The sequence below is a fragment of the Roseomonas sp. TAS13 genome (genome assembly GCF_001950415.1).
GTDB classification, from domain to species: Bacteria; Pseudomonadota; Alphaproteobacteria; order Acetobacterales; family Acetobacteraceae; genus Roseomonas; species Roseomonas mucosa.
The window spans coordinates 1-19,963 of the sequence record NZ_BDLP01000046.1 but is presented as its reverse complement, the minus strand read 5'-3'; the positions used below and the strand labels follow the sequence as shown (position 1 = coordinate 19,963).

The 19,963-nt window shown below is 70.5% G+C and carries 17 protein-coding genes; 7 read left to right on the top strand and 10 right to left on the bottom strand.

All coding sequences use genetic code 11. The annotated features are described in order from the left end of the window. Positions 1-255: 255 nt before the first annotated feature. From ROTAS13_RS06265 to ROTAS13_RS06255, 3 genes are all read left to right on the top strand, one after another. Positions 256-918, top strand: coding sequence for a TerC family protein (locus tag ROTAS13_RS06265; protein ID WP_026033444.1), 663 nt, complete (start codon positions 256-258; stop codon positions 916-918). 449 nt (positions 919-1,367) lie between these two features. Next, entirely contained in the window at positions 1,368-2,003 is a 636-nt protein-coding gene (locus ROTAS13_RS06260; RefSeq protein ID WP_019462493.1) for a TerC family protein, read from the top strand. Next, a complete protein-coding gene (locus ROTAS13_RS06255) occupies positions 2,000-2,620 on the top strand; it encodes a hypothetical protein (RefSeq protein ID WP_075821860.1) in 621 nt (206 codons plus the stop codon). Before ROTAS13_RS06260 ends, ROTAS13_RS06255 begins: the two co-directional genes overlap by 4 nt. 73 nt (positions 2,621-2,693) lie before the next feature. On the opposite strand, the gene radC is transcribed toward ROTAS13_RS06255, so the two are convergent. Continuing rightward, complete coding sequence (gene radC / locus ROTAS13_RS06250) at positions 2,694-3,401, bottom strand: RadC family protein (protein ID WP_252572127.1); 708 nt, start codon at positions 3,399-3,401, stop codon at positions 2,694-2,696. Positions 3,402-3,796: 395 nt separating this feature from the next. Between radC and ROTAS13_RS06245 the strand changes: the two genes are divergently transcribed. Further along, the gene (locus ROTAS13_RS06245; protein ID WP_075821864.1) at positions 3,797-5,101 is read left to right on the top strand and encodes an MFS transporter; all 1,305 of its coding nucleotides are present in this window, start codon (positions 3,797-3,799) and stop codon (positions 5,099-5,101) included. 146 nt (positions 5,102-5,247) lie between these two features. On the opposite strand, the gene ROTAS13_RS06240 is transcribed toward ROTAS13_RS06245, so the two are convergent. From ROTAS13_RS06240 to map, 7 genes are all read right to left on the bottom strand, one after another. Beyond that, positions 5,248-5,715 carry a hypothetical protein gene (locus ROTAS13_RS06240; protein WP_075821858.1) on the bottom strand — a complete coding sequence of 156 codons (468 nt, stop codon included), beginning with the start codon at positions 5,713-5,715 and terminating at the stop codon, positions 5,248-5,250. Positions 5,716-5,787: 72 nt separating this feature from the next. Then, entirely contained in the window at positions 5,788-7,458 is a 1,671-nt protein-coding gene (locus tag ROTAS13_RS06235) for an efflux transporter outer membrane subunit (protein ID WP_081798515.1), read from the bottom strand. Between the two features lie 5 nt (positions 7,459-7,463). Beyond that, entirely contained in the window at positions 7,464-9,047 is a 1,584-nt protein-coding gene (locus ROTAS13_RS06230) for a DHA2 family efflux MFS transporter permease subunit (protein ID WP_075821857.1), read from the bottom strand. 43 nt (positions 9,048-9,090) lie between these two features. Continuing rightward, entirely contained in the window at positions 9,091-10,347 is a 1,257-nt protein-coding gene (locus ROTAS13_RS06225) for an HlyD family secretion protein (RefSeq protein WP_083755423.1), read from the bottom strand. A 149-nt stretch (positions 10,348-10,496) separates the two neighbouring features. Further along, positions 10,497-11,171 (bottom strand): TetR family transcriptional regulator, encoded by a 675-nt coding sequence (locus ROTAS13_RS06220; RefSeq protein ID WP_171979046.1) that lies wholly within the window; start codon positions 11,169-11,171, stop codon positions 10,497-10,499. Between the two features lie 152 nt (positions 11,172-11,323). Then, positions 11,324-12,010 carry a carbonic anhydrase gene (locus ROTAS13_RS06215; RefSeq protein ID WP_075821854.1) on the bottom strand — a complete coding sequence of 229 codons (687 nt, stop codon included), beginning with the start codon at positions 12,008-12,010 and terminating at the stop codon, positions 11,324-11,326. 17 nt (positions 12,011-12,027) lie between these two features. Then, positions 12,028-12,840: a type I methionyl aminopeptidase gene (gene map, locus ROTAS13_RS06210; RefSeq protein ID WP_026033508.1), complete on the bottom strand. Its 813-nt coding sequence runs from the start codon at positions 12,838-12,840 to the stop codon at positions 12,028-12,030. Positions 12,841-13,106: 266 nt separating this feature from the next. Here map and ROTAS13_RS06205 point away from each other — a divergent pair, with 266 nt between their 5' ends. Further along, a complete protein-coding gene (locus ROTAS13_RS06205; protein WP_083755421.1) occupies positions 13,107-14,552 on the top strand; it encodes an MDR family MFS transporter in 1,446 nt (481 codons plus the stop codon). 525 nt (positions 14,553-15,077) lie between these two features. Here the strand turns inward: ROTAS13_RS06205 and ROTAS13_RS06200 are convergent. Together ROTAS13_RS06200 and ROTAS13_RS06195 are read right to left on the bottom strand one after the other, a co-directional pair. Further along, complete coding sequence (locus tag ROTAS13_RS06200; RefSeq protein ID WP_075821851.1) at positions 15,078-15,911, bottom strand: aspartyl/asparaginyl beta-hydroxylase domain-containing protein; 834 nt, start codon at positions 15,909-15,911, stop codon at positions 15,078-15,080. 307 nt (positions 15,912-16,218) lie between these two features. Next, the gene (locus ROTAS13_RS06195; protein ID WP_019462812.1) at positions 16,219-17,277 is read right to left on the bottom strand and encodes an alkene reductase; all 1,059 of its coding nucleotides are present in this window, start codon (positions 17,275-17,277) and stop codon (positions 16,219-16,221) included. A 319-nt stretch (positions 17,278-17,596) separates the two neighbouring features. On the opposite strand from ROTAS13_RS06195, the gene ROTAS13_RS06190 reads away from it, so the two are divergent. Next, positions 17,597-18,529, top strand: a complete 933-nt coding sequence (locus tag ROTAS13_RS06190; RefSeq protein ID WP_026033511.1) for a ribose-phosphate pyrophosphokinase — start codon at positions 17,597-17,599, stop codon at positions 18,527-18,529. A gap of 433 nt (positions 18,530-18,962) precedes the next feature. Further along, the gene (locus tag ROTAS13_RS06185) at positions 18,963-19,838 is read left to right on the top strand and encodes an SDR family oxidoreductase (RefSeq protein ID WP_075821849.1); all 876 of its coding nucleotides are present in this window, start codon (positions 18,963-18,965) and stop codon (positions 19,836-19,838) included. Positions 19,839-19,963 lie beyond the last annotated feature (125 nt).

Sequence of the window (19,963 nt, the reverse complement as noted above, 5' to 3'; positions counted from 1 at the left end):
GGAGATGGGGCGGGCGAGCCTGTTGCGGGCGAGGGCGTGGCGCGAGGGCGGGGCCGTCCGTGCCGGGGTGGCGGGCGATTGCGCGAAGGTGATGGAGGGCTGGCTGCGGGGCTGAGGCCGTCCGCCGCGATCCGTGGATATGGTGCGTTGTTGCCGTAAGATTGCTTAGTGTTTAAGTGGCGGCGCCGCGGGTGGTGACGCCCGGCGGGATTCTGGCCGGGCCGGTTCGGCCGCGAGGGGAGCGATTAAACGCCGATGAGTCTGGATTGGTTGTTGGCCCTCGGGCAGGTGTTGTTGATCGACCTGGTTCTGGCCGGCGACAACGCGATCGTGGTGGGCATGGCGGCGGCCGGGCTGCCGCCGGACCAGCGGCGCAAGGCGATCCTCTGGGGCATCGGCGCCGCGACGATCATGCGGATCGGCTTCGCGGCGATCACCACGCAGCTTCTGGCGATCGTCGGCCTGACGCTGATGGGCGGCCTGCTGCTGCTCTGGGTCTGCTGGAAGATGTACCGCGAGCTGCGGGCGGGGCATGAGCAGCACGAGGGCGCCGAGGCCGCGCATGGAGCGGTGTCCGGGGAGGGGGGTGCCGCTTCGGGGGCGCCGCGCAAGACGCTGGGCCAGGCGATCGTGCAGATCCTGGTGGCGGACGTGTCCATGAGCCTCGACAACGTGCTGGCGGTGGCCGGCGCGGCGAAGGAGCACCTGGACGTGCTGGTGATCGGCCTCGCCATCTCGGTGGTGCTGATGGGACTGGCCGCGAGCTTCATCGCGCGCCTGCTGGAGCGTTTCCGCTGGATTGCCTGGATCGGGCTGCTGGTGATCCTCTACGTGGCGCTGAGCATGATCTACGAGGGCTGGCACGAGGTCGGGCCGCATGTCTCGGCCTGGTTCGGCGGGGGCGCCGCCACGCGCTGAGGCCGTGAGGCGGGGGTGGGGCGTGCCGCGAGGATGGCGCCCCGGTACGGCCCCGGCCTGTTGACGGAGATGGGTTCCGAGGGGCGGGGTGCCGGTGCATCCCGCCCTTTTTCCGTTCCGCTTCCCCGTTCCGGCGCCTGTCCGTGCCGCGGGGAGGGGTGGGCGGGGAAGGCTGGAGCGCAGGGGCGCCGCCACGGCCAGGGCGGGCCCGATCCTTGCCGGCCGTTCATGCGGGAGCGTGCCGGAGAGGGCGCGAAAATGACGCCGCCGGGCTGGCGCAGGCGGGGCCGAGGCTGGCCGGGCAATCCTGTCTCCTTGATTCGGTGCGGCTTTTCACGCCGGGGCGCATTCCAGGCCGCATGGAACCGGTCTAGCTTCGCCGTCATCTGGGAAGGGCGCTGCACCTCGCCGGGAGGGATCCCGCACGCGTCCGGTGAGGAAATGCGGATATGGAATCGCTGACCGGGATGCTGCCCGGGCTGCTGGAGATCATCTGGCTCAACATCATCCTGTCCGGCGACAACGCGGTGGTGATCGGACTGGCGGCGGCGGGGCTGCCGGCGCACCAGCGCGCCAAGGCGGTGCTGTTCGGCGTCATCGCGGCGGCGGTGCTGCGGATCGTCTTTTCGGTCTTCGCCACGCTGCTGCTGTCGCTGTGGTGGATCGACCTGCTCGGCGGCGCGGCGCTGCTCTACATCGCCTGGAATTTCTGGCGGGAGCTGCGCAGCAAGGACGAGGAGGAGGAAGGGCACGGCAAGGCCGCCGAGAAGACGATCTGGCAGGCGCTGTGGCAGATCATCCTGGCAGACGTGTCGATGAGCCTGGACAACGTGCTGGCCGTGGCTGCGGTGGCGCGCAACGACCTGCCGCTGCTGGTCGTCGGGCTGCTGATCTCCATCATCATGATGGGCGTGCTGGGCGGGCTGCTGGCCAAGCTGCTCGATCGCTGGCGGTGGATCGCCTATCTGGGCGTGTTCCTGATCCTCTATGTGGGCCTGCAACTGCTTTGGGAGGGCCTGGTGTCGGCCAATCTCGTTCTGAACCTCGGACTGCCGCTGCCCCTGCCGGCGGAGGGGCATTCGTGAGCCGGGTGCTGCCGAAGGCACTGCGGGCGGGCAGCCTGGCGCTGGCGCTGCTGGCCGGTGCCTGTGCCCAGCCGGGCGGGGACGATCCGGATTCGGTCGAGGCGGGTGCGCCACGGCCGGCCATGGCGGAGGTGCTGAAGCGGCTTCCGGCGGAGGCATCGGGGATGCTTCGGGGCGGGAACGTGGCCGCCCCCACGCTGGGCGCCGATGCGCGGACAGTGGACTATGCCACGCCCTCGCGCACCGTGGCGGCGCAGGTCACGCTCTATGACCGGGGGCTGACGGCGATCAATGGCGCCGCGGTGGAGGCGGAGCTGGCCTCGCTGGTGCGGGAGTCCACCTCGATCGACGCCGAGGTGACCGGGCGCAGCTTCCGCGAGGTGTCGCGCAGCCAGGTGCCGCTGGCCAATGGCGGGCCGCTGCGCTGCGCGCTGCTGGAGGGACGGCTGGGACGCACCCGGATTGAGCGGCATCTCTGCGTCGGCACGGTGGGCGGGCGATTCCTGCGGACGCAGCTGACGATGGCGGCGGATGGGGGGGCGGCCAGCGTGGACGCGCCGCGCTTCGCGCGCGAGGTCGGCGCGGCGCTGCGGGCCGGAGGGTCCTCGCGGAGCTGAGGGAGGCTTTCCCGCCTGGGGGGCAGGCGGAGCCTCCCCCGGGGGTGGCCACGGACGCGATCCCTGGACCGTTTCAGATCAGTCCTTCCTGGCGAAAGGAGAGGGTGCGGTCGCGGCCGACGATCAGGTGGTCGTGGACGAGGATGCCCAGCGCCGTGGTGGCGGCGCGGATGGCCTCGGTGGTGGCCAGGTCGGCGCGGGAGGGGGTCGGGTCGCCGCTGGGGTGGTTGTGGACCAGGATCACGGCGGCGGCGCCGAGTTCCAGGGCGCGGCGGACGACCTCGCGCGGATAGGCCGGGGCGTGGTCCAGCGTGCCGCGTGCCTGGGCCTCGTCGGCCAGGAGGCGGTTGCGGCTGTCGAGAAAGAGGATGCGGAACTGCTCCACATCCTCCCGGGACAGGGCGGCGGAGAGATAGGCGGTGAGGCGGGGCCAGTTGTCCAGGACGGGCCCCTGGCGGGCCTCCTGGGCCAGCAGGCGCAGGGCGGCGGCGCGGGCGAGGCGGAGGGAGGCCAGCACGGCATCGCCGACGCCGGGGATGGCGCGCAGCTCGGCCTCGGGGGCGGTGATGGCGCGGGCGAAGCTGCCGAAGCGGGCGAGCAGGGTCTTGGCCAGGGGCTTGGTGTCGCCGCGCGGCAGGGCGGCGAAGAGCAGCAGTTCCAGCAGCTCGTAATCGGGCATCGCCTCGGCGCCGCCACGCAGGAAGCGCTGGCGCAGGCGGTGGCGATGGCCAGCCGGGCCCTCGGGCGGCGTGGCGGCGGCGGCGGGCGGCCGGTCCGGCAGGGGCGGAAGGTCGAGCAGCGAGGGCTGGCCGGGGGAGTGACCAGGAGGCTGCCCGGGTGGCGGACCGGATGTGTGACCAGTGCGGGTCGTGATCTTGCGCGCGATGGGGGCGAACCAGGTGGTTTTTCTCGCATAAGTTGAACATGACCTGCTTTGTTTCGCCAGTGTGATTTTCCCGGCTTTCGCCTTTGCCTCGAATGCCGGGTGTTCAGCCCAACGTTGGAGGGTCGGCTGACGGCCTGTTCCTGGCTCGGCGGGGCCTTTCCCATGACATCTGACATATCACAGAGCAAAAGAGTCTTGACGCTACCGGGGGCGGTGAACGAAAGCAGAAGCCAAGTGCTCGGCAAGAAGGGTTTTCCACCTGGGAAATTGCCGTGCAGGAGGAACGGAACATGGGCAGCAAACCGCCTGGGCAGGGCATGGCACCCGCCGGAAATTACAGATGGTTCATTATAGGTTTACTTTTCGTCATCACGACGATCAACTACATGGACCGCAACCTGCTGGCGGTGCTGAAGCCGACCGTCCAGGGTGAGCTCCAGTTCAACGAAAGCGAGTACGGCAACATCGTCTTCGCCTTCAGCATGGCCTATGCGGCCGGCTATGCGGGGATGGGCGCCTTCACCGACAGGGTGGGCGTGCGCTGGGGGCTGGCGATCGCCGCGATGATCTGGTCCGCGGCCTCGGCCTCGCACGGGCTGGTGACCTCGGTGAGCGGCTTCATCCTGGCCCGCGTCATGCTGGGGCTGGGCGAGGGCGGCAACTTCCCGACCTGCATCAAGTCGGTGGCGACCTGGTTCCCGGTGCGCGACCGGGCGCTGGCCACGGGCATCTTCAATTCCGGCAGCAATATCGGCGGGCTGCTGGCGCCGCTGATCGCGGCCTTCGTCACCGTGCACTGGGGCTGGCAGACGGCGTTCTACATCACCGGCCTGGTGGGCTTCGTCTGGGTGGCGGTGTGGCTGGCGACCTACCGGGCGCCGGAGGAGCATCCGAAGGTGAACCCGGCGGAGCTGCGCTACATCCAGAGCGACCACGACGTGGCGCCGCCGTCGCGGAAGGTGCCCTGGTCGCACCTGCTGCGCTATCCGGGCACCTGGGTCTATCTGGTGGGCGGCATCCTGACCAACCCGGTCTGGTGGTTCTACAACAACTGGGTGCCGAGCTTCCTGTTCTCGAAGTTCCACGTGAACCTGATGGCGCTGGGCCTGCCGCTGGTGGTGATCTACCTGATGACGGATGTGGGCTCGATCGGCGGCGGCTGGCTTTCGGGGCGGCTGATGCGCTCGGGCTTCGGGGTGTTCACGGCGCGCAAGCTGGCGCTGCTGGCCTGCGCGCTCTGCACCGTGCCGGTCTTCCTGGCGCCGATGACGGAGCAGATCTGGGTGGCGGTGCTGCTGATCGGCCTGGCCATGGCGGCGCACCAGGGCTTCTCGGCCAACCTGTTCACGCTGGTTTCCGACACCATGCCGAAGGAGGCGGTGGCCGGGGCGGTTGGGCTGGGCGGCTGTATCAGCTCGATCCTGGGCGGCTTCTCGGCCGTGGTGGTCGGGCATGTGCTGGATGCGACCAACAACAACTACACGCTGGTCTTCTTCGTGGGCGCCGGGGCCTATGTGGTCGCGGTGACGCTGATCCACTTCATGCTGCCGAAGGACAAGGCGGTGAGCCTGGCCGGGGCACGCGCCCGGGTCTGAGGCCTGGGGGCGCTTTCTCCGGGGTGTTGCGCCCGTGGCCCGGGGGGAAGGCTCCGCCTTGCCCCCGTACCCCCATCCGCCAGGAGCCAGTGGCTCCTGGACCTGCCGGCGGCTGGCTCCTGTCGCGGCCCGGCGGACCGAATGGATCAGCGCGCGGCCGGGCCGGCCTCGTAGCGGAAGGTGCCGCAGAGTCCGGGACTGTCGGTTCCGGTGGGCGGGGTTGGGCCGGAAAAGGCGGCGAGGCTACGGGGGGCGGTGTCGCCCGCGAGTTCCTGGGGTGTCCACAGGACGATGTAGGTCACGGGGGCCGGTGTCTTGCCGCCGCAGAGGCGGTTGCCGTTCAGGAGGGGTGGGTCGGCCGGGCTGGCGACGCGGTAGCGCGTGGCGGCAACGGGGCTGCCTTCCGCCAGGAAGCGCGGCAGGGCGGTGGGTTCGGACAGGGTGAGGGCGTGGCCGCCGGCGAAGGTGATCCGGTCCGGTGTGACCGTGATGTCGCCGGTGATGGAGGCGGCGGTGTTGCTGATGGCCTGCCATCGTCGCCCGGCCGGGTCGGCCTGGCCCGTGGAGCAGAGGAACGGCAGGACCAGCAGCGCGGAAAGCAGGCGTCGGTGCATCGGCTTCGTCCCTGGCGGTGGCCGGGGGAGGGTAGCCGATGCTGGGTGGCCGTGTCCCCCCGGCGGCAGGCCTTAGCGGCCGCCGGCGGGGGTGGTGGCCGGGGCGAGGGGGACGATGGTGCCCGGCTTGTCGATGCCGGCGAGGCTGTCGGGCGAGAGGGATTCGATGGGGGTGGAGGGGCCCCCGCGGGCGGAGGGGGGCGGGGGGATGGAGGCCACCTGCGGCGGAGCGACGTCCTGCCAGCCGCCGCCCAGGGCCTTGTAGAGCGAGACGAGGTCCGTGGTCAGGGAGAGCGTGGCCTGGAGGCGCTGCTGGCGCGCCTGGACGAGGGTGCGCTGGGCGTCGAGGACATCGATGAAGTTGGAGAGGCCGCTGTTGTAGCGGCTGCGGGCGAGGGAGAGGGCGGTGTCGGCGGACCGGACCGACTGGTCGAGGCTTTCGAGCTGGGCACGGTCGGTGCGGTAGGCGACGAGGCTGTCCTCGACTTCCCCCAGCGCGTTCAGCACGGTGCCGCGATAGGCGAGCGCGGCCTCGGCCTGTTGCGCGCGGGCGGTGCGGAGATTGGCGGTGAGGCGGCCGCCCTGGAAGATCGGCAGGGAGATGCTGGGGCCGAAGGAATAGAAGTGGTTCGACCAGTTGGTGAGCGAGCTGGCCTCCAGCCCCCGTGCGCCCAGGCTGCCGGTCAGCGAGATGTCGGGGTAGAAATTCGCCACCGCGACGCCGACGCCGGCGGTGGCGGCGTGCAGCCGGGCCTCGGCCTGGCGGATATCGGGGCGGCGGCGGGCCAGGGAGGCGGGCAGGCCGACCGGCACGGCGGGCGGCGTCGGCGGGATGGGGCGGGCGGCCTCCAGCTCCGCATCCAGGGCGCCGGGGGGCTGGCCGGTCAGGATGGCCAGGCGGTTCATCGCCTGGCGGACCTGCTTCTCGTAGGTCGGCAACTGGGCGCGGAGGTTGAAGAGCTGGGTGCGCTGGTTCTCCACGTCCAGCTCGGTGACGAGGCCCTGGCGGCGCTGGCGCTGGGTCAGGTCGAGGATGTCCTGGGCGGTCTGGACGTTCTCGCGCTGCGACTGGGCAAGGGCCTGGGCGCCGCGCAGGCCGGCATAGGCCTGGGCCACCTCGGCCTGGAGGGTGACGAGGGCGTCGTTGACCGCTTCGGCCTGTGCCTGGGTCTGGGCCTGGCTCTGTTCCACCGAGCGGCGGACGCGTCCGAAGAGGTCGAGCTCCCAGGAGGCGTCGAAGCCGGCCTGGAAGAGGTCGACGGGGCCGTTCAGCTTGTCGACCAGGGCGTCGCCGGCGGAGGCGGCTTCGCCGCCCAGCCCGTCGAGGCGCTGGGCGAGGCCGCTGCGGCGGATGGTGCCCTGCAGGCCGAGCTGCTGGCGGGTGTAGCTGCCGGTGCCGTTGAGGCTGGGCAGGCCGGCGGCGCGGGCGGCGGCCTCGCTCTGGCGGGCCTGGACGACGCGCAGGACGGCCTGCTGCAGGTCGAGGTTGCCGCTGATCGCGCGTTCCACCAGCGAGGTGAGGACGGGGTCGTTGAAGCCGGTCCACCAGCGCGGGTCGGGATCGGCCCTGAGGGTGACCGCCTGGGTGGGGGCGCGGGCGGGGTCGTTCCAGCTCGGCGGCGCCTCGGCCTTGGGCGGGGTGAAGTCGGGGCCCACGGTGCAGCCGGCGAGGAGCGAGAGGACCAGGGGAAGAGCGAGCGGGAGGGCGGGCGGGGCGGGGCGGGAATGGCGTGTGGGATGCATGGGGCTCAGTGGGCTCCGCCGCCGCCCTGGACCTTCACGCCCGACAGCATCAGGGCGAAGGGGATGATGCAGGCGGCGATGGCGGCGGTGATGATGAAGACGTCGGAATAGGCGAGGATCGCGGTCTGGGTGCGGAGCTGCTGGAACATCCATCCCTCCGCCTGCTGCATGGCCTCGGCGGCGGGGATGCCGTGGCTGATCATCGCGTTCTGCACCTGTTGCAGCGTCGTGTTGTAGGGCTCGTGGAGCGGCGTCAGGTGCTGCACCAGGTGGGCCTGCCGGATCTGCTCGTGGTCGGTGATCAGCGCGGTGGAGACCGAGATGCCGGTGGAGCCCAGCACATTGCGGAACATGGAGAAGAGCGCGGTGGCGTCGCCGTTCAGCTCGGGTGGCAGGGTGGCGTAGGCGATGGTGCTGATCGGCACGAAGAGGAAGGCGAGGCCGATGGTCTGCGAGGCGCGGATGATGACGAGGCTGCGGAAGCTGAGATCCGGGGTGAGGTGGCTGGAGTACCAGAAGGAGGTGGCCAGGCAGAGGCCGCCGAAGACGATGATCCACTTGGCCGGGATGATACCCATGAGCCGGCTCGAGACGGGGATCAGCATCACCAGCAGCACCGCGCCGGGGGCGAGGACGAGGCCGGACCAGGTGGCGGTGTAGCCGAGCTGCTGTTGCGCGAGCTGGGGGATCATCACCGCGCTGCCGTAGAGGGCGAAGCCCATCACCGAGATCAGGGCGCATCCCAGGGTGAAGTTGCGGTCGCGGAAGACGCGCAGGTTCACCATCGGGCGCCTGGCATAGGCGAACCAGTAGGCGCCGCCGACCCAGCCGGTGATGGAGGCCAGGGCGGCGATGCGGACGAAGCTCGAATCCAGCCAGTCGTAGTCCTCGCCGCGGTCCACGGCGAGTTCGAGCCCGGCCAGGGCGAGCACGATGAAGCCGAGGCCGATGAAGTCGAAGGGCGGCGTGGTCTTGCGCTGCTCCTCCACCGAGGGAGGGTCCTCCACCACCGCGATCACGCCGAAGACGGTGGCGATGCCGATGGGCACGTTGATCAGGAAGATCCAGTGCCAGGAATAGGTGTCGGTGAGGTAGCCGCCGACGACGGGGCCCAGGATGGGGGCCACGATGATGGCGAGCGCGGTGACGGAGAAGGCGGTGCCGCGTTTCTCCTGCGGGAAGGTGTCGAGGATGATGGCCTGCTGCGTCGGCTGCAGGCCGCCGCCGAAGAAGCCCTGCAGCGCGCGGCAGACGAGGAGCTGCCAGAATTCCTGCGAGATGCCGCAGGCGAGCGAGGCGACGGTAAAGGCGGCGAGGCAGATGGTGAAGTAGCGCTTCCGCCCCAGCCAGCGGCTGAGATAGCCGGAGATGGTGAGCACGATGCCGTTGGCGACGAGGTAGGTGGTGAGCGCCCAGGTGCTCTCGTCGTTGGAGACGGACATGCTGCCGGCGATGTGCGGCAGGGAGACGTTGACGATGGTGGTGTCGAGCACCTCCATGAAGGCGCCCATGGTGACGACCAACGTCACCAGCCAGGGGTTGTAGCGGGGCTTCCAGCCGCTGCCGGACTTCTCGGCGCTGCCGCTCATGCCCGGCCGCCCCTGCCCGCCGCCGCGGCCCTGCCGGCGGGGGTCATTCCAGGGTCACCGTGGGGATGACGGAGAGGCCGAGGGGCATGGGCATGTCCGCGGGCAGGCCGCTGTCGATAATGATCTTCACCGGCACGCGGCGGACGATCTTCACGAAGTTGCCGGTGGCGTTCTCGGCGGGGAAGGTGCTGAAGCGGGCGCCGCTGCCCATCTGGATGCTGTCGATGTGGCCGTGCAGTTCCAGGCCGGGATAGGCGTCCACCTCGATCGCCACGCGCTGGCCGGGGCGCATGCCGTCGAGCTGGTTCTCCTTGAAGTTGGCGACGACCCAGACCTCGGGCGTGACCAGGGACATGACGGACTGGCCCTGTTGCAGGAAGCCGCCCTGTTCCACGTTGCGGCGGGTGACGCGGCCGTCCTGGGGGGCGCGGATCTCGGTATAGGAGAGGGTGACCTCGGCCTGGGCGAGATTGGCCCTGGCCTCGTCGATCTGGGCCCGGCGCTGGCGGACGGTGGCCTCGGCCTGGTCGATGTTCTGCGGCGCCAGGTTGGCGATCTGCAGCTGCGCCTGGGCCTGGTTCACCTGGGCGGTGGCGGATTGCAGCGTGGCGGTGGCGGTGTCGATGTTGGTCTGCGTGGTGGCGCGCGGGTCCACCGAGCGCTGGCGGCGGTAGTCCGACTGTGCCTGGGTCTGGCTGGCGCGGGCGGAGGAGAGCTGGGCCTCGGCGCTCTTCTGTTCCGCGGGGAAGCGGGTGCGGGCGATCTCCAGGTCGATCTCGGCGCTGTGGAGCTGGGTCTCGGCGAGTTCGAGGTTGGCGGCGGCCTGGTCGCGGCGGGCGATGTAGTCGCGCGGGTCGATGCGCAGGATCACGTCGCCGGCATGGACGAACTGGTTGTCCCGGACGCGCAACTCGGTGACGTAGCCGGAGACCTGGGGGGCGATGGTGATGGCGCGGCCTTCGGTATAGGCGTCGTCGGTGGAGGCGAGGTTGCGCGTCGTCCACCAGTACCAGGCACCGCCCAGGATGGCGATGACGAGCAGGATGCCGCCGATGATCAGCGGCAGGCGGCTGGTCTTCCCCTTTCCGTTGTCCTTGCCGTTGTCGTTCTTGCCGTTCTTCTGCTGCGGCTGGTCCTTGCGTTCCTCGCCGCCTTCGGGCTTGCCGCCGCCGTCATCCGCGCGGTCGCGCCGGATGCGGGCGCGGCCGCGGGCGGGTTCCTCCGCATGGGCGGCCCGGACGTGCTGGGGATCGGCCGGATGAGTGGGGGGATGCGTTTCATCCTGCTGCCGATCAACCACGAACTACCTCATTGCTCAGATCCATGCGCGCCCGATTCCGGCCGTATGGGAGGCCGGTGGTGCGCCGCGGAGGTACGTACTGACGAGAATGTATGACAGACACTCTTCGTTGATTTTCATTGCGGGCCGTTTAACCGGCCCTGCCGCGTTCAGCCCGTCGATGGGGAAAGGGTTCCGGGACTGTCGGGCTTCTGGTCTGTTTTCAGGGACTTGCCCTGGAAGGAGGCCAGCAAGGCCCGCGCCAGGCGCAGTCCTTCCTCGCTCAGCCGGTAGACCTCCGGTTCGCGCAGCCAGAGTTGCATCATGCCCCGGATCTGCACGAAGAGCGCGTCCGCGGCGGTGTCCGGCGTCCAGGGCGGGGCGAGGGGGTAGCGCAGAGCGGCGAGGTGCAGGAGCTCGCGGAACTTGGCGCGCAGGTCTTCGTCCGCCTTCTGCAGGCGGTGCAGGGCGGGGGCCATCTCGTCCACGTATTCGCAGCGCTGGTAGAAGATGGTGAGGAGGCGCCGGCGGCGCTCGTCCTGCTCGAACTGCCGCTTGGTGTCGGCCATGACGGTGTCGAGCTCTTCCAGCGGATCGAGGTCGGGATTCTCGGCGAGGCGGGTGACCAGATCCTCGTGCGGAAGCTCGGCGCGCTCGTTCAGGGTGAGGAAGAGATCGAGCTTGTCGCGGAAGTGCCAGTAGATGGCGCCACGGGTGACGCCGGCGACGCGGGCGACTTCCTCCAGCGTGGAGCGGGCCACGCCGCGTTCGTAGAAGACCTTCTCGGCGGCATCGAGGATCGCCTCGCGTGTCTGCTCTGCCTGAGCCTTTGTGTGCCTTGCCACTCCCCCGCCCATCCGCTGCCCGTGCTTACAACCGCGCATGTATGCTGCTGGAGGAGATTATGCCAGCATTAAGCGCCACGCACAGGCCATACGGGGGCACGAGGGAGTATTCTGTTCTCCCTTTCATCTTCCCGGCCGGGAGAAGGTGCGGGTCAGTCCTGGGTGAGGGGGCCGGCGGGGACGGGGTGGAAGCGGCCCTCGGCCTCGTCCAGCACGCTGAGGGTGCCGTCGGCCACGTCGAACCACAGGCCGTGCAGGCCGAGCTGGCCGGCGGCCTCGCGCTCCGCCAGCCAGGGGAAGGTGCGGAGGTTGCGCAGGGACTGGCGGATGGCGGCATGTTCCATGGCGCGCTGGTCGTCCAGCGGGTCCACGCCCTCGCAGCGCAGGACGTGGTCGCGGGCGGGGGCGATCAGGTCCATCCAGCGGGCGACGAAGTCGCCATGCGCCGCGTCCACACGATCGCGCTGGTTGCTGCGGAAGGCGTTGATGCCGCCACAGGAGGCGTGCCCGAGGACGACGACGTGCTCGACCTCCAACGACCGGACGGCGAACTCGATGGCGGCCGAGGTGCCGTGGTAGTTGGCGTCGGGCTGGTAAGGGGGCACGAGGTTCGCGACGTTGCGGACCACGACCATCTCCCCGGCATCGGCGTCGAAGACGACCTCGGGCGCGACGCGGCTGTCCACGCAGGCGATCATCAGGATGCGCGGGTGCTGCCCGGCCTGGGCGAGCTGGGCGTAGTGGTGGCGCTCGCGCCGGAAGCGCGTGTAGCGGCAGCCCCGGTAGCCCTCCACGAGGCGGGAGGGCAGGGCGGGGGGTGGCTTCGGCTGGCCGGTCATGTGCTTTGGGGGCGGGGTCAGGCGGGCAGGCTGTAGGGCGGCTTGTGCAGCCCGGCGGGGGAGTAGGTGAAGACCTCGCAGCCCGTGGCGGTGACGCCGACCATGTGCTCGAACTGGGCGGAGAGGGAGCGGTCGCGGGTCACGGCGGTCCAGCCGTCGTCGAGCACCTTCACCTCCGGGCGGCCGGCATTCACCATCGGCTCGATGGTGAAGAACATGCCTTCCTTGAGCTTGGGGCCTTCACCGGGGCGGCCGAAATGGAGGATGTTGGGCGGGGCGTGGAAGGTGCGGCCGACGCCGTGGCCGCAGAAGTCGCGGACCACGGAGAAGCGCTGCTTCTCCACGTAGCTCTGGATGGCGTGGCCGATGTCGCCGAGCGTGGTGCCGGGCTTCACCACGGCGATGCCGCGGAGCAGGCTCTCGTGGGTCACGTCCATCAGCAGGGCGGCCTTCCGGCTCGGCTCCCCGGCCACGTACATGCGGGAGGTGTCGCCGTACCAGCCGTCGAGGATGGGGGTGACGTCGATGTTGAGGATGTCGCCCTCCACCAGCCGCCGCTCGCCGGGGATGCCGTGGCAGACGACGTGGTTGATGGAGATGCAGGAGCTCTTCGGGTAGCCGCGGTAGCCCAGCGTCGCCGGGACGGCGCCGTGGTCGAGCATGAAGTCGTGGCAGAGCTTGTCGAGCGCCTCGGTGGTGGCGCCGGGCACCACATGGGGCGTGATCATGTCCAGGCAGGCGGCGGCCAGCTGGCCGGCCTTGCGCATGCCCTCGAAATCCTCCGGCCCATGCAGCGGTATCCGCCGCGCCTCGCCCGCTGACTGTTCCATGAAGGCGAAAATGCGGCGGCGGCGCGTGGCTTGCAAGGCTTGGACATGCGGCGCAAGGGAGGATTGCACTGGCGTCGGGATTCCGCGGTGACGGAAACCGGGGGAAGCGGGCGGGCACGCGCAGGGTTCCCTGGCGTGTCCAAGGGGCGTGGTCGGGTGCCCTCCCCGGGGCCGTGCCGGCGGGCTTTGCGTCAAGGGGAGGGGTGTGCATGGCGGCGGGCGGGCACGCGGAGACAGGTTCGCGGCGGGAGAGTCCGGGCGGAGAGGTGGCGGAGCGGCCCGCCGCGCCGGGCAAGGCCGCCGGCGGGCGCGGCTGGGTGGACGACCCGCGCTTCACCGCGGCGATCGTGGCCAGCGCGCTGATCATGCAGAACCTGGACAGCAGCGTGATCGCGACGGCGCTGCCGGCCATGGCGCGGGACCTGGGCAGCGAGCCGCTGCATCTCTCGGCGGCGATCACCTCCTATCTCGTGGCGCTGACGGTCTTCGTGCCGGTGAGCGGCTGGGTGGCCGACCGGTACGGGGCGAAGCGGGTCTTCCTCTGGGCGATCGCGGTCTTCGTCGCCTCCTCGGTGGCTTGCGGACTGGCGCAGGGGCTGACGGAGCTGATCCTGGCGCGGGTGGTGCAGGGGATCGGAGGGGCGATGATGGTGCCGGTGGCGCGGCTGCTGCTGCTGCGCCGGGTGACCAAGGAGGAGATCGTGCGGGCCACCACCTGGCTGACCATGCCGGGGCTGCTGGGGCCGATCATGGGACCGCCGCTGGGGGGCTTCCTGACCGACCAGCTTTCCTGGCGCTGGGTGTTCTGGATCAACCTGCCGATCGGGATGCTGGGGCTGTTCCTGGCCTGGCGCTTCATCACCGCGCCGGAGCAGGAGCGGCCGCCGAAGCTGGACGTGCCGGGGATCACGCTGGTCGGGTTGTCGCTGGCCTGCCTGATGTTCGGCTTCGAGACGGTGGGGCGCGGAGTGGTGGAGCCCGCCTGGAGCTGGGTGGCGCTGGTGGCCGGGGCGGGGCTGGTGGTGTGGGCGGTGCGGCACTGCCTGCGGGCGGAGCATCCGGCGCTGGACCTGAGCCTGCTGCGCATCCCGGCCTTTCAGGTGACGGTGACGGCGGGGACGATGTTCCGCATCGGGGCGGGGGCGATCCCCTTCCTGGTGCCGCTGGCGATCCAGTTGGGCTTCGGGGCCTCGGCCACCACCTCGGGGCTGATCACGCTGGCCTCGGCGCTGGGGGCCTTCGGCATGAAGCCGCTGGTGCACCGGGTGCTGCGCTGGCTGGGCTATCGTGGCACGCTGGTCTGGAACACGGTGCTGCAGGGGGCGATCATCCTGCTGCTGGCGACGCTCTCGCCCGGCTGGCCGCTCTGGGGGGTGTTCATCCTGCTGGCGGTGAACGGGATCTTCCGCTCCCTGCACTTCACTTCGCTGAACTCGCTGGCCTATGCGGAGCTGCCGCAGAAGGCGCTCTCCGCCGCCACCAGCCTCTATTCGACGGCGCAGCAGCTCTCCATGGCGCTGGGCGTGGTGATGGGCTCCTCCGTGCTGGCGGCCTCCACCGCGCTGCACGGGCATGGCGAGCCGGCGCTGGGGGATTTCTCGCTGGCCTTCGTTGCGGTGGCGGCAGTGGTGCTGGCTTCGCTGCCGCTGTGCCTGCAACTGCCGCGGGATGCGGGAGAGGCGGTGTCGGGATACCGGCGGCGCGGGGGATGACGCGGGCGGGTTGGTGGCGTGGGCGTTGCGCCGTCCGCCGTTGCCCCGTCCCCGGGTGAAAGGCGCTGCCTTTCCCCCGGTCCCCTATCCGCCAGGACGCTGCGCGCCCTGGACCCGATGGGTTGGCTCTCGCCGAGGCTGATCGCGCCGGAGAGCATGACTCTGGAGAGCATGACTCTCCGGCGGACTGCCGGTGCCACCGGTGCGGAAACGGTGTTTTCCTTCCTCTCGGGAGCCCCCCGTTTCCAGCCGGGCTTCGGGCAGGGTGGGGCCGGCCGTTGCCGTGGACGGGCGGGGCGTTCCCGTGCGGAGGCTCCCGCCGGTGCCGGACGGGAGCGTTCCGGCGCGGTGCTGCGCGAACGGCAGCGGAAGGGTGCAGTGGGTGCCGCGGGCCAGGGCCGCCAGAAAGCTGCCGGGCCAGAAACCATGTTCCGTCATGGTCCAGGCTTTGGCCTGTCCCGCCGGGCGGCGATGTGACGTGGAGGCCGGTGCGCCCTGGGGCGCGCCGGCTGCCGGTCCGGCGGGTCAGCCGGGCTGGTTACGGAGCTTCTCGGCCTCGGCGTAGAAGCGCTTCTCCCAGGTGTTCTGGTTCTCCAGCCCCTCACGGATGAAGGGGGTGAAGGGGGCGAGATTGAGGAGGAGCCAGTTCACCAGCCGGGCGGGGAAGCGCAGCGGCTTCACGAAGTCCACGAAGAGGACGACGCGGGTCTTGTCGGTATGGTTCCAGGCCTCGTGCTCGTAGGCGTCGTCGAAGATCAGGGCCTTGCCTTCCTGCCAGTGGCAGACCTGCTTGTCGACGCGGATGGCGAGCTGGTCGTCCTTCGATTCCGGCACGATCAGGCCGAGATGCAGGCGCAGCACGCCGTTGTAGGGGCCGCGATGGGGCGGCAGGTGCTTGCCCGGTTCGAAGATCGAGAACATCGCGGTCTTGAGGCCGGGGATCTTTTGCACGATGCGCCAGGTCTCGGGGCACTGCTCGATGTTCTGCTTCGAGGAGAGGCCATAGCCGGTGAGGAAGAAGGTCTTCCAGGCCCGGTCCGTGCTGATGGTGCGGACATCGGCGGAGAGCTCGTGGAAGCCGGGCAGGTCTTCCTGGCGGAGCAGGACGCGGTCGAGCTCCTTGCGGATGGCGGGCCATTCGCGCTCGATCTCCGCCGCCCAGGGGAAGGTGGCGTTGTTGTAGACGGGCGGGTTGCCGACGTTGGAGTGGCGGAGGTTCAGCCGCTCCGCCCCGGCGACGATGGTCATGAAGAACCGTGTCGTGCGGCTGGGCCGGTCCATCGCGGCCATGCCCTCGGTGCCGAAGGTCTGCTGTGGGGAGGCGGCCGCAGCGGGGGCATTCGTCGTGGTGTGGTTCATGAGGTGTCTTGTCCTCCTGCGCGGCGGGTCAGCCAAGTTCCCGGGGCGGCGGTGTGGCGGGGCGAATCCCCGAACGCGGATCAGGCCGCGGCAGGTTACAACCCTATGACGCTGATATTGAGTCGCAATGCTGTGGGCAGGCATTCGCCGGCCGCGGGGCGCGGTTGCAGGCGGGGGGTGGCCGGAGGGGACGGCTAGCCTTGCCGGGCCACGGGGGCAAGGGCGCAGGCGGTCAGGCGTGAAGGCCGCGGGAGGAGGCCCGGGATGGGGCCGGGAGAGGCGCGGGGCCTCTCCCGGGGACGGCGCCTCAGGCGGCCTCGGCCAGGGCGGGGTAGTCGGTGTAGCCGTGCGGACCGGGGGCGTAGAAGGTGGAGGGGTCCGGCGTGTTCAGCGGCAGGTTGTGGGCGAAGCGTTCCGGCAGGTCGGGATTGGCGATGAAGAGCTTGCCGAAGGCCACGGCATCGGCGTCGCCACGGTCGAGGATGGCCTCGGCGCTTTCCCGGGTGAAGCCTTCGTTGGCGATGTAGGCGCCGCCGAAGGCGCGCTTGAGCTGCGGGCCGAGGCTGTCGGGGCCTTGGGCCTCGCGGGAGCAGAGGAAGGCGATCCGCCGCTCGCCGAGGGCCTGGGCGACATGGGTGAAGAGGGCGACGGGGTCACTGTCGCCCATGTCGTGCGTGTCGCAGCGCGGGGCGAGATGGACGCCGACGCGGCCCGGACCGAAGACGGAGATGGCGGCGTCGGTGGCTTCCAGCAGCAGGCGGGCGCGGTTGGCGATGGAGCCGCCGTAGCGGTCGGTGCGCCGGTTGGTGCTGTCCTGCAGGAACTGGTCGAGCAGGTAGCCGTTGGCGCCGTGCAGCTCCACGCCGTCGAAGCCGGCGCGCTGGGCATTGGCGGCGGCCTGGCGGAACTGTTCGACGATGGCGGCGACTTCCTCCGTCTCCAGCGCGTGCGGGGTGACGTAGGGGCGCTGCGGGCGGAGCAGGCTGACATGGCCCTTCGCGGCGATGGCGCTGGGGGCAACGGGGACGCGGCCGCCGAGGAAGGACGGGTCGGAGATGCGGCCGACATGCCAGATCTGGGCGAGGATGCGGCCACCGGCCCCGTGGACGGCATGGGTGACGGGCTTCCAGCCCTCGACCTGCTCCTCGCTCCAGAGGCCGGGAACATCGGCATAGCCGACACCCATGGGGGAGACAGGGATGCCTTCGCTGATGATCAGCCCGGCGGAGGCGCGCTGGCGGTAGTATTCGGCGACCAGGGCGTTGGGGACATGGCCGGGCGAGCGGGTGCGGGTGAGGGGGGCCATGACGACGCGGTTGGGCAGGGTGAGGTCGCCCAGGCGGAGGGGATCGAAGAGGCTCGGCATCGGCCGGTTCCCTATTGGTGCCCGTGGCGGGATTGCCGCGGGAGAAGGGGAGTTGGGCCGTTTGCTGCGGCGCAAAAGGTGCCGGGGCGGATGGGTGCCATGTGAAGCCCGCATGTCCGCCTCCGGGGATGGCGGGCGCTGCCGGGCACGGGGCTCATGGGTGTGGGGACGGCCAAGTCGCGGGTGGGGGGAGGCGTAGGTCATGCGGCTTTGCAGCATCAGCCGGCGTCCAATTTTGCTGTCCTGCATCTCATGCATGGACACGCTTCGGTGAGGTTGCTATCCCGCAGCGCGCCTCCCCCCTCCAAGGCTGCCCTTCATGAAAATCATTGCCTGCAACAGCAACCGCCCCCTCGCAGAGGCCGTTGCTGCATCCCTGAACCTGCCCTTGGCCCAGGCTTCGGTGCGCCGCTTCGCCGACATGGAGATCTTCGTCGAGATCCATGAGAACGTGCGTGGCGAGGACGTCTTCGTGGTGCAGTCCACCTGCTTTCCCACGAACGACAATCTGATGGAGCTGCTGATCACGCTGGACGCGCTGCGCCGCGCCAGCGCCCGGCGTATCACGGCGGTCATCCCGTATTTCGGCTATGCCCGGCAGGACCGGAAGTCCGGCAGCCGCACGCCGATCTCGGCCAAGCTGGTGGCGAACCTGATCACCGAGGCGGGTGCCGACCGCGTGCTGACGCTGGACCTGCATGCCGGGCAGATCCAGGGCTTCTTCGACATCCCCGTGGACAACCTCTTCGCCGCGCCGCTCTTCGCCCGGGACATCCTGGAGCGCTACAAGGGCCGCGACCTGATGGTGGTTTCCCCCGATGTGGGCGGCGTGGTGCGCGCGCGGGCGATCGCGACGCGGCTGCACACGGACCTCGCCATCATCGACAAGCGCCGGCCGCAGGCGGGCGTGTCCGAGGTGATGAACGTGATCGGCGACGTGCAGGGCCGCGACTGCATCCTGGTCGATGACATCGTGGATTCCGGCGGGACGCTGTGCAACGCGGCCGAGGCGCTGCTGAAGAACGGCGCGAACTCGGCCAGCGTCTATGTGACGCATGGCGTGCTGTCCGGCGGGGCCGTGGCGCGCATCGGCGCGGCGCCGATCGAGAAGATGGTGATCACCGACAGCATCCAGGCCACCGAGGCGGTGCGGGTGTCGAGCAACATCCGGCAGCTGACCGTGGCGCCGCTGCTGGCCGAGGCGATGCGGCGGATCAGCGAGGAAAGCTCGGTTTCCACGCTGTTCAACTGAGGACCGGGCACGACCGGGACGAAGGGCCCGCGCCGGGTTGGGTGCGGGCCGATGGGCCGGGGGGCTGGCCTGTTGGGGTTGACATGCGTTGCGGAACCGGAGGTGACGGTTCCGCAACCTGCGGTTCATAGGCTTCCGCCCGGTGATGCGGCAGCTTAGCCGGACGGTCACCGCGCTGTGGCCGCTGGGCCTGCTGGGTGGGGGCCTGTGCCGCGGCGCTTCTGGATCTCCTATGCCCGGCAGCGGCTGTATGTACGGCGGGCCGGGGCGGAGGCCTGGGTGCCCGTGGTGGCGGACCGGGTGCCGGCCACGGCGCCCGGGGACGGGGCGCCCCGAGGTTAGGCGGCACGCCGTTTCGTGATCCGCGCCCGTCCTGATCCGTGGTCCTGCCGCCGCCACCTGCCAGCCTGGTTCCGGATGGAAAGGGCATGGCATGACGATCCTGGTGACAGGCAGCACGGGCACGATCGGGGCGCGGATCGTGGAGGTCCTCCATGGCGCGGGGGCGCCGGTGCGGGCGATGGCGCGCGATCCCTCCAAGGGGAAGTTCCCCGCCGGGGTGGAGACGGCGGCGGGGGACCTCGGCGATCCGGAGGCGGTGCGGGCGGCGCTGAAGGGGGTGCGGACGCTCTTCCTGCTGAACGCGGTGGTGCCGGACGAGCTGACCCAGGCGCTGATGGTGCTGGGCCTGGCGCGGGAGGCCGGGATCGAACGGATCGTCTATTTCTCGGTGCTGAAGGCGGAGAGCAGCAGCGACGTGCCGCATTTCGCGGGCAAGTTCGCGGCGGAGCGGATGCTGGCCGAGCGCGGCATGGCGGCGACGGTCCTGCGCCCGGCCTATTTCATGCAGAACGATGCACAGCTGCGGCAGCCGATCGCGGAGCAGGGGGTCTATCCCATGCCGGTGGGCTCGCGCGGGGTGGCGATGGTGGATGCAGAGGACATCGCGGGGGTCGCGGCGGCGGAGCTGCGCCGGCGGGATGCGGCAGCGGAGCCGCTGCCGCGCGAGGTCGTGGAGATCCCGGGACCGGAGGCGCTGACCGGGGAAGGGATCGCGGCGGCCTGGGCGGAGGCGCTGGGGCGGGCGGTGCGCTATGCGGGCGACGATCTCGATGCCTATGAGCGGGCCTCGGCCGGGAAGATGCCGGGCTGGATGGCCTATGACATGCGGCGGATGTTCGGGCGCTTCCAGGAAGAGGGAATGACCGCGGCGGCGGGGGCCGGGGAGAGGGTGGAGGCGATCCTCGGGCGGAAGCGGCGGCGCTATCGCGACTTCGCGGCGGAGACGGCGGCGCGCTGGAAGGGGTGAGGGACGGGCGGCGCGCTGTCCTGCCCTGCCTCGCGGGCGGCTCCGGCCTCCCGCGCCAGCGTCTCGTGCCCGGAGCCCGCACCCTGTCTCTTGATCACATCTACGCACAGCTCCACCGTAAGGCG

Bases quoted from the DNA above. Each gene is read 5' to 3' on its own strand.
- ROTAS13_RS06265 (WP_026033444.1), top strand. From the start codon at position 256: ATGAGTCTGGATTGGTTGTTGGCCCTCGGGCAGGTGTTGTTGATCGAC.
- ROTAS13_RS06260 (WP_019462493.1), top strand. From the start codon at position 1,368: ATGGAATCGCTGACCGGGATGCTGCCCGGGCTGCTGGAGATCATCTGG.
- ROTAS13_RS06245 (WP_075821864.1), top strand. From the start codon at position 3,797: ATGGGCAGCAAACCGCCTGGGCAGGGCATGGCACCCGCCGGAAATTAC.
- ROTAS13_RS06240 (WP_075821858.1), bottom strand. From the start codon at position 5,715: ATGCACCGACGCCTGCTTTCCGCGCTGCTGGTCCTGCCGTTCCTCTGC.
- ROTAS13_RS06235 (WP_081798515.1), bottom strand. From the start codon at position 7,458: ATGCATCCCACACGCCATTCCCGCCCCGCCCCGCCCGCCCTCCCGCTC.
- ROTAS13_RS06230 (WP_075821857.1), bottom strand. From the start codon at position 9,047: ATGAGCGGCAGCGCCGAGAAGTCCGGCAGCGGCTGGAAGCCCCGCTAC.
- ROTAS13_RS06215 (WP_075821854.1), bottom strand. From the start codon at position 12,010: ATGACCGGCCAGCCGAAGCCACCCCCCGCCCTGCCCTCCCGCCTCGTG.
- map (WP_026033508.1), bottom strand. From the start codon at position 12,840: ATGGAACAGTCAGCGGGCGAGGCGCGGCGGATACCGCTGCATGGGCCG.
- ROTAS13_RS06200 (WP_075821851.1), bottom strand. From the start codon at position 15,911: ATGAACCACACCACGACGAATGCCCCCGCTGCGGCCGCCTCCCCACAG.
- ROTAS13_RS06195 (WP_019462812.1), bottom strand. From the start codon at position 17,277: ATGCCGAGCCTCTTCGATCCCCTCCGCCTGGGCGACCTCACCCTGCCC.
- ROTAS13_RS06190 (WP_026033511.1), top strand. From the start codon at position 17,597: ATGAAAATCATTGCCTGCAACAGCAACCGCCCCCTCGCAGAGGCCGTT.
- ROTAS13_RS06185 (WP_075821849.1), top strand. From the start codon at position 18,963: ATGACGATCCTGGTGACAGGCAGCACGGGCACGATCGGGGCGCGGATC.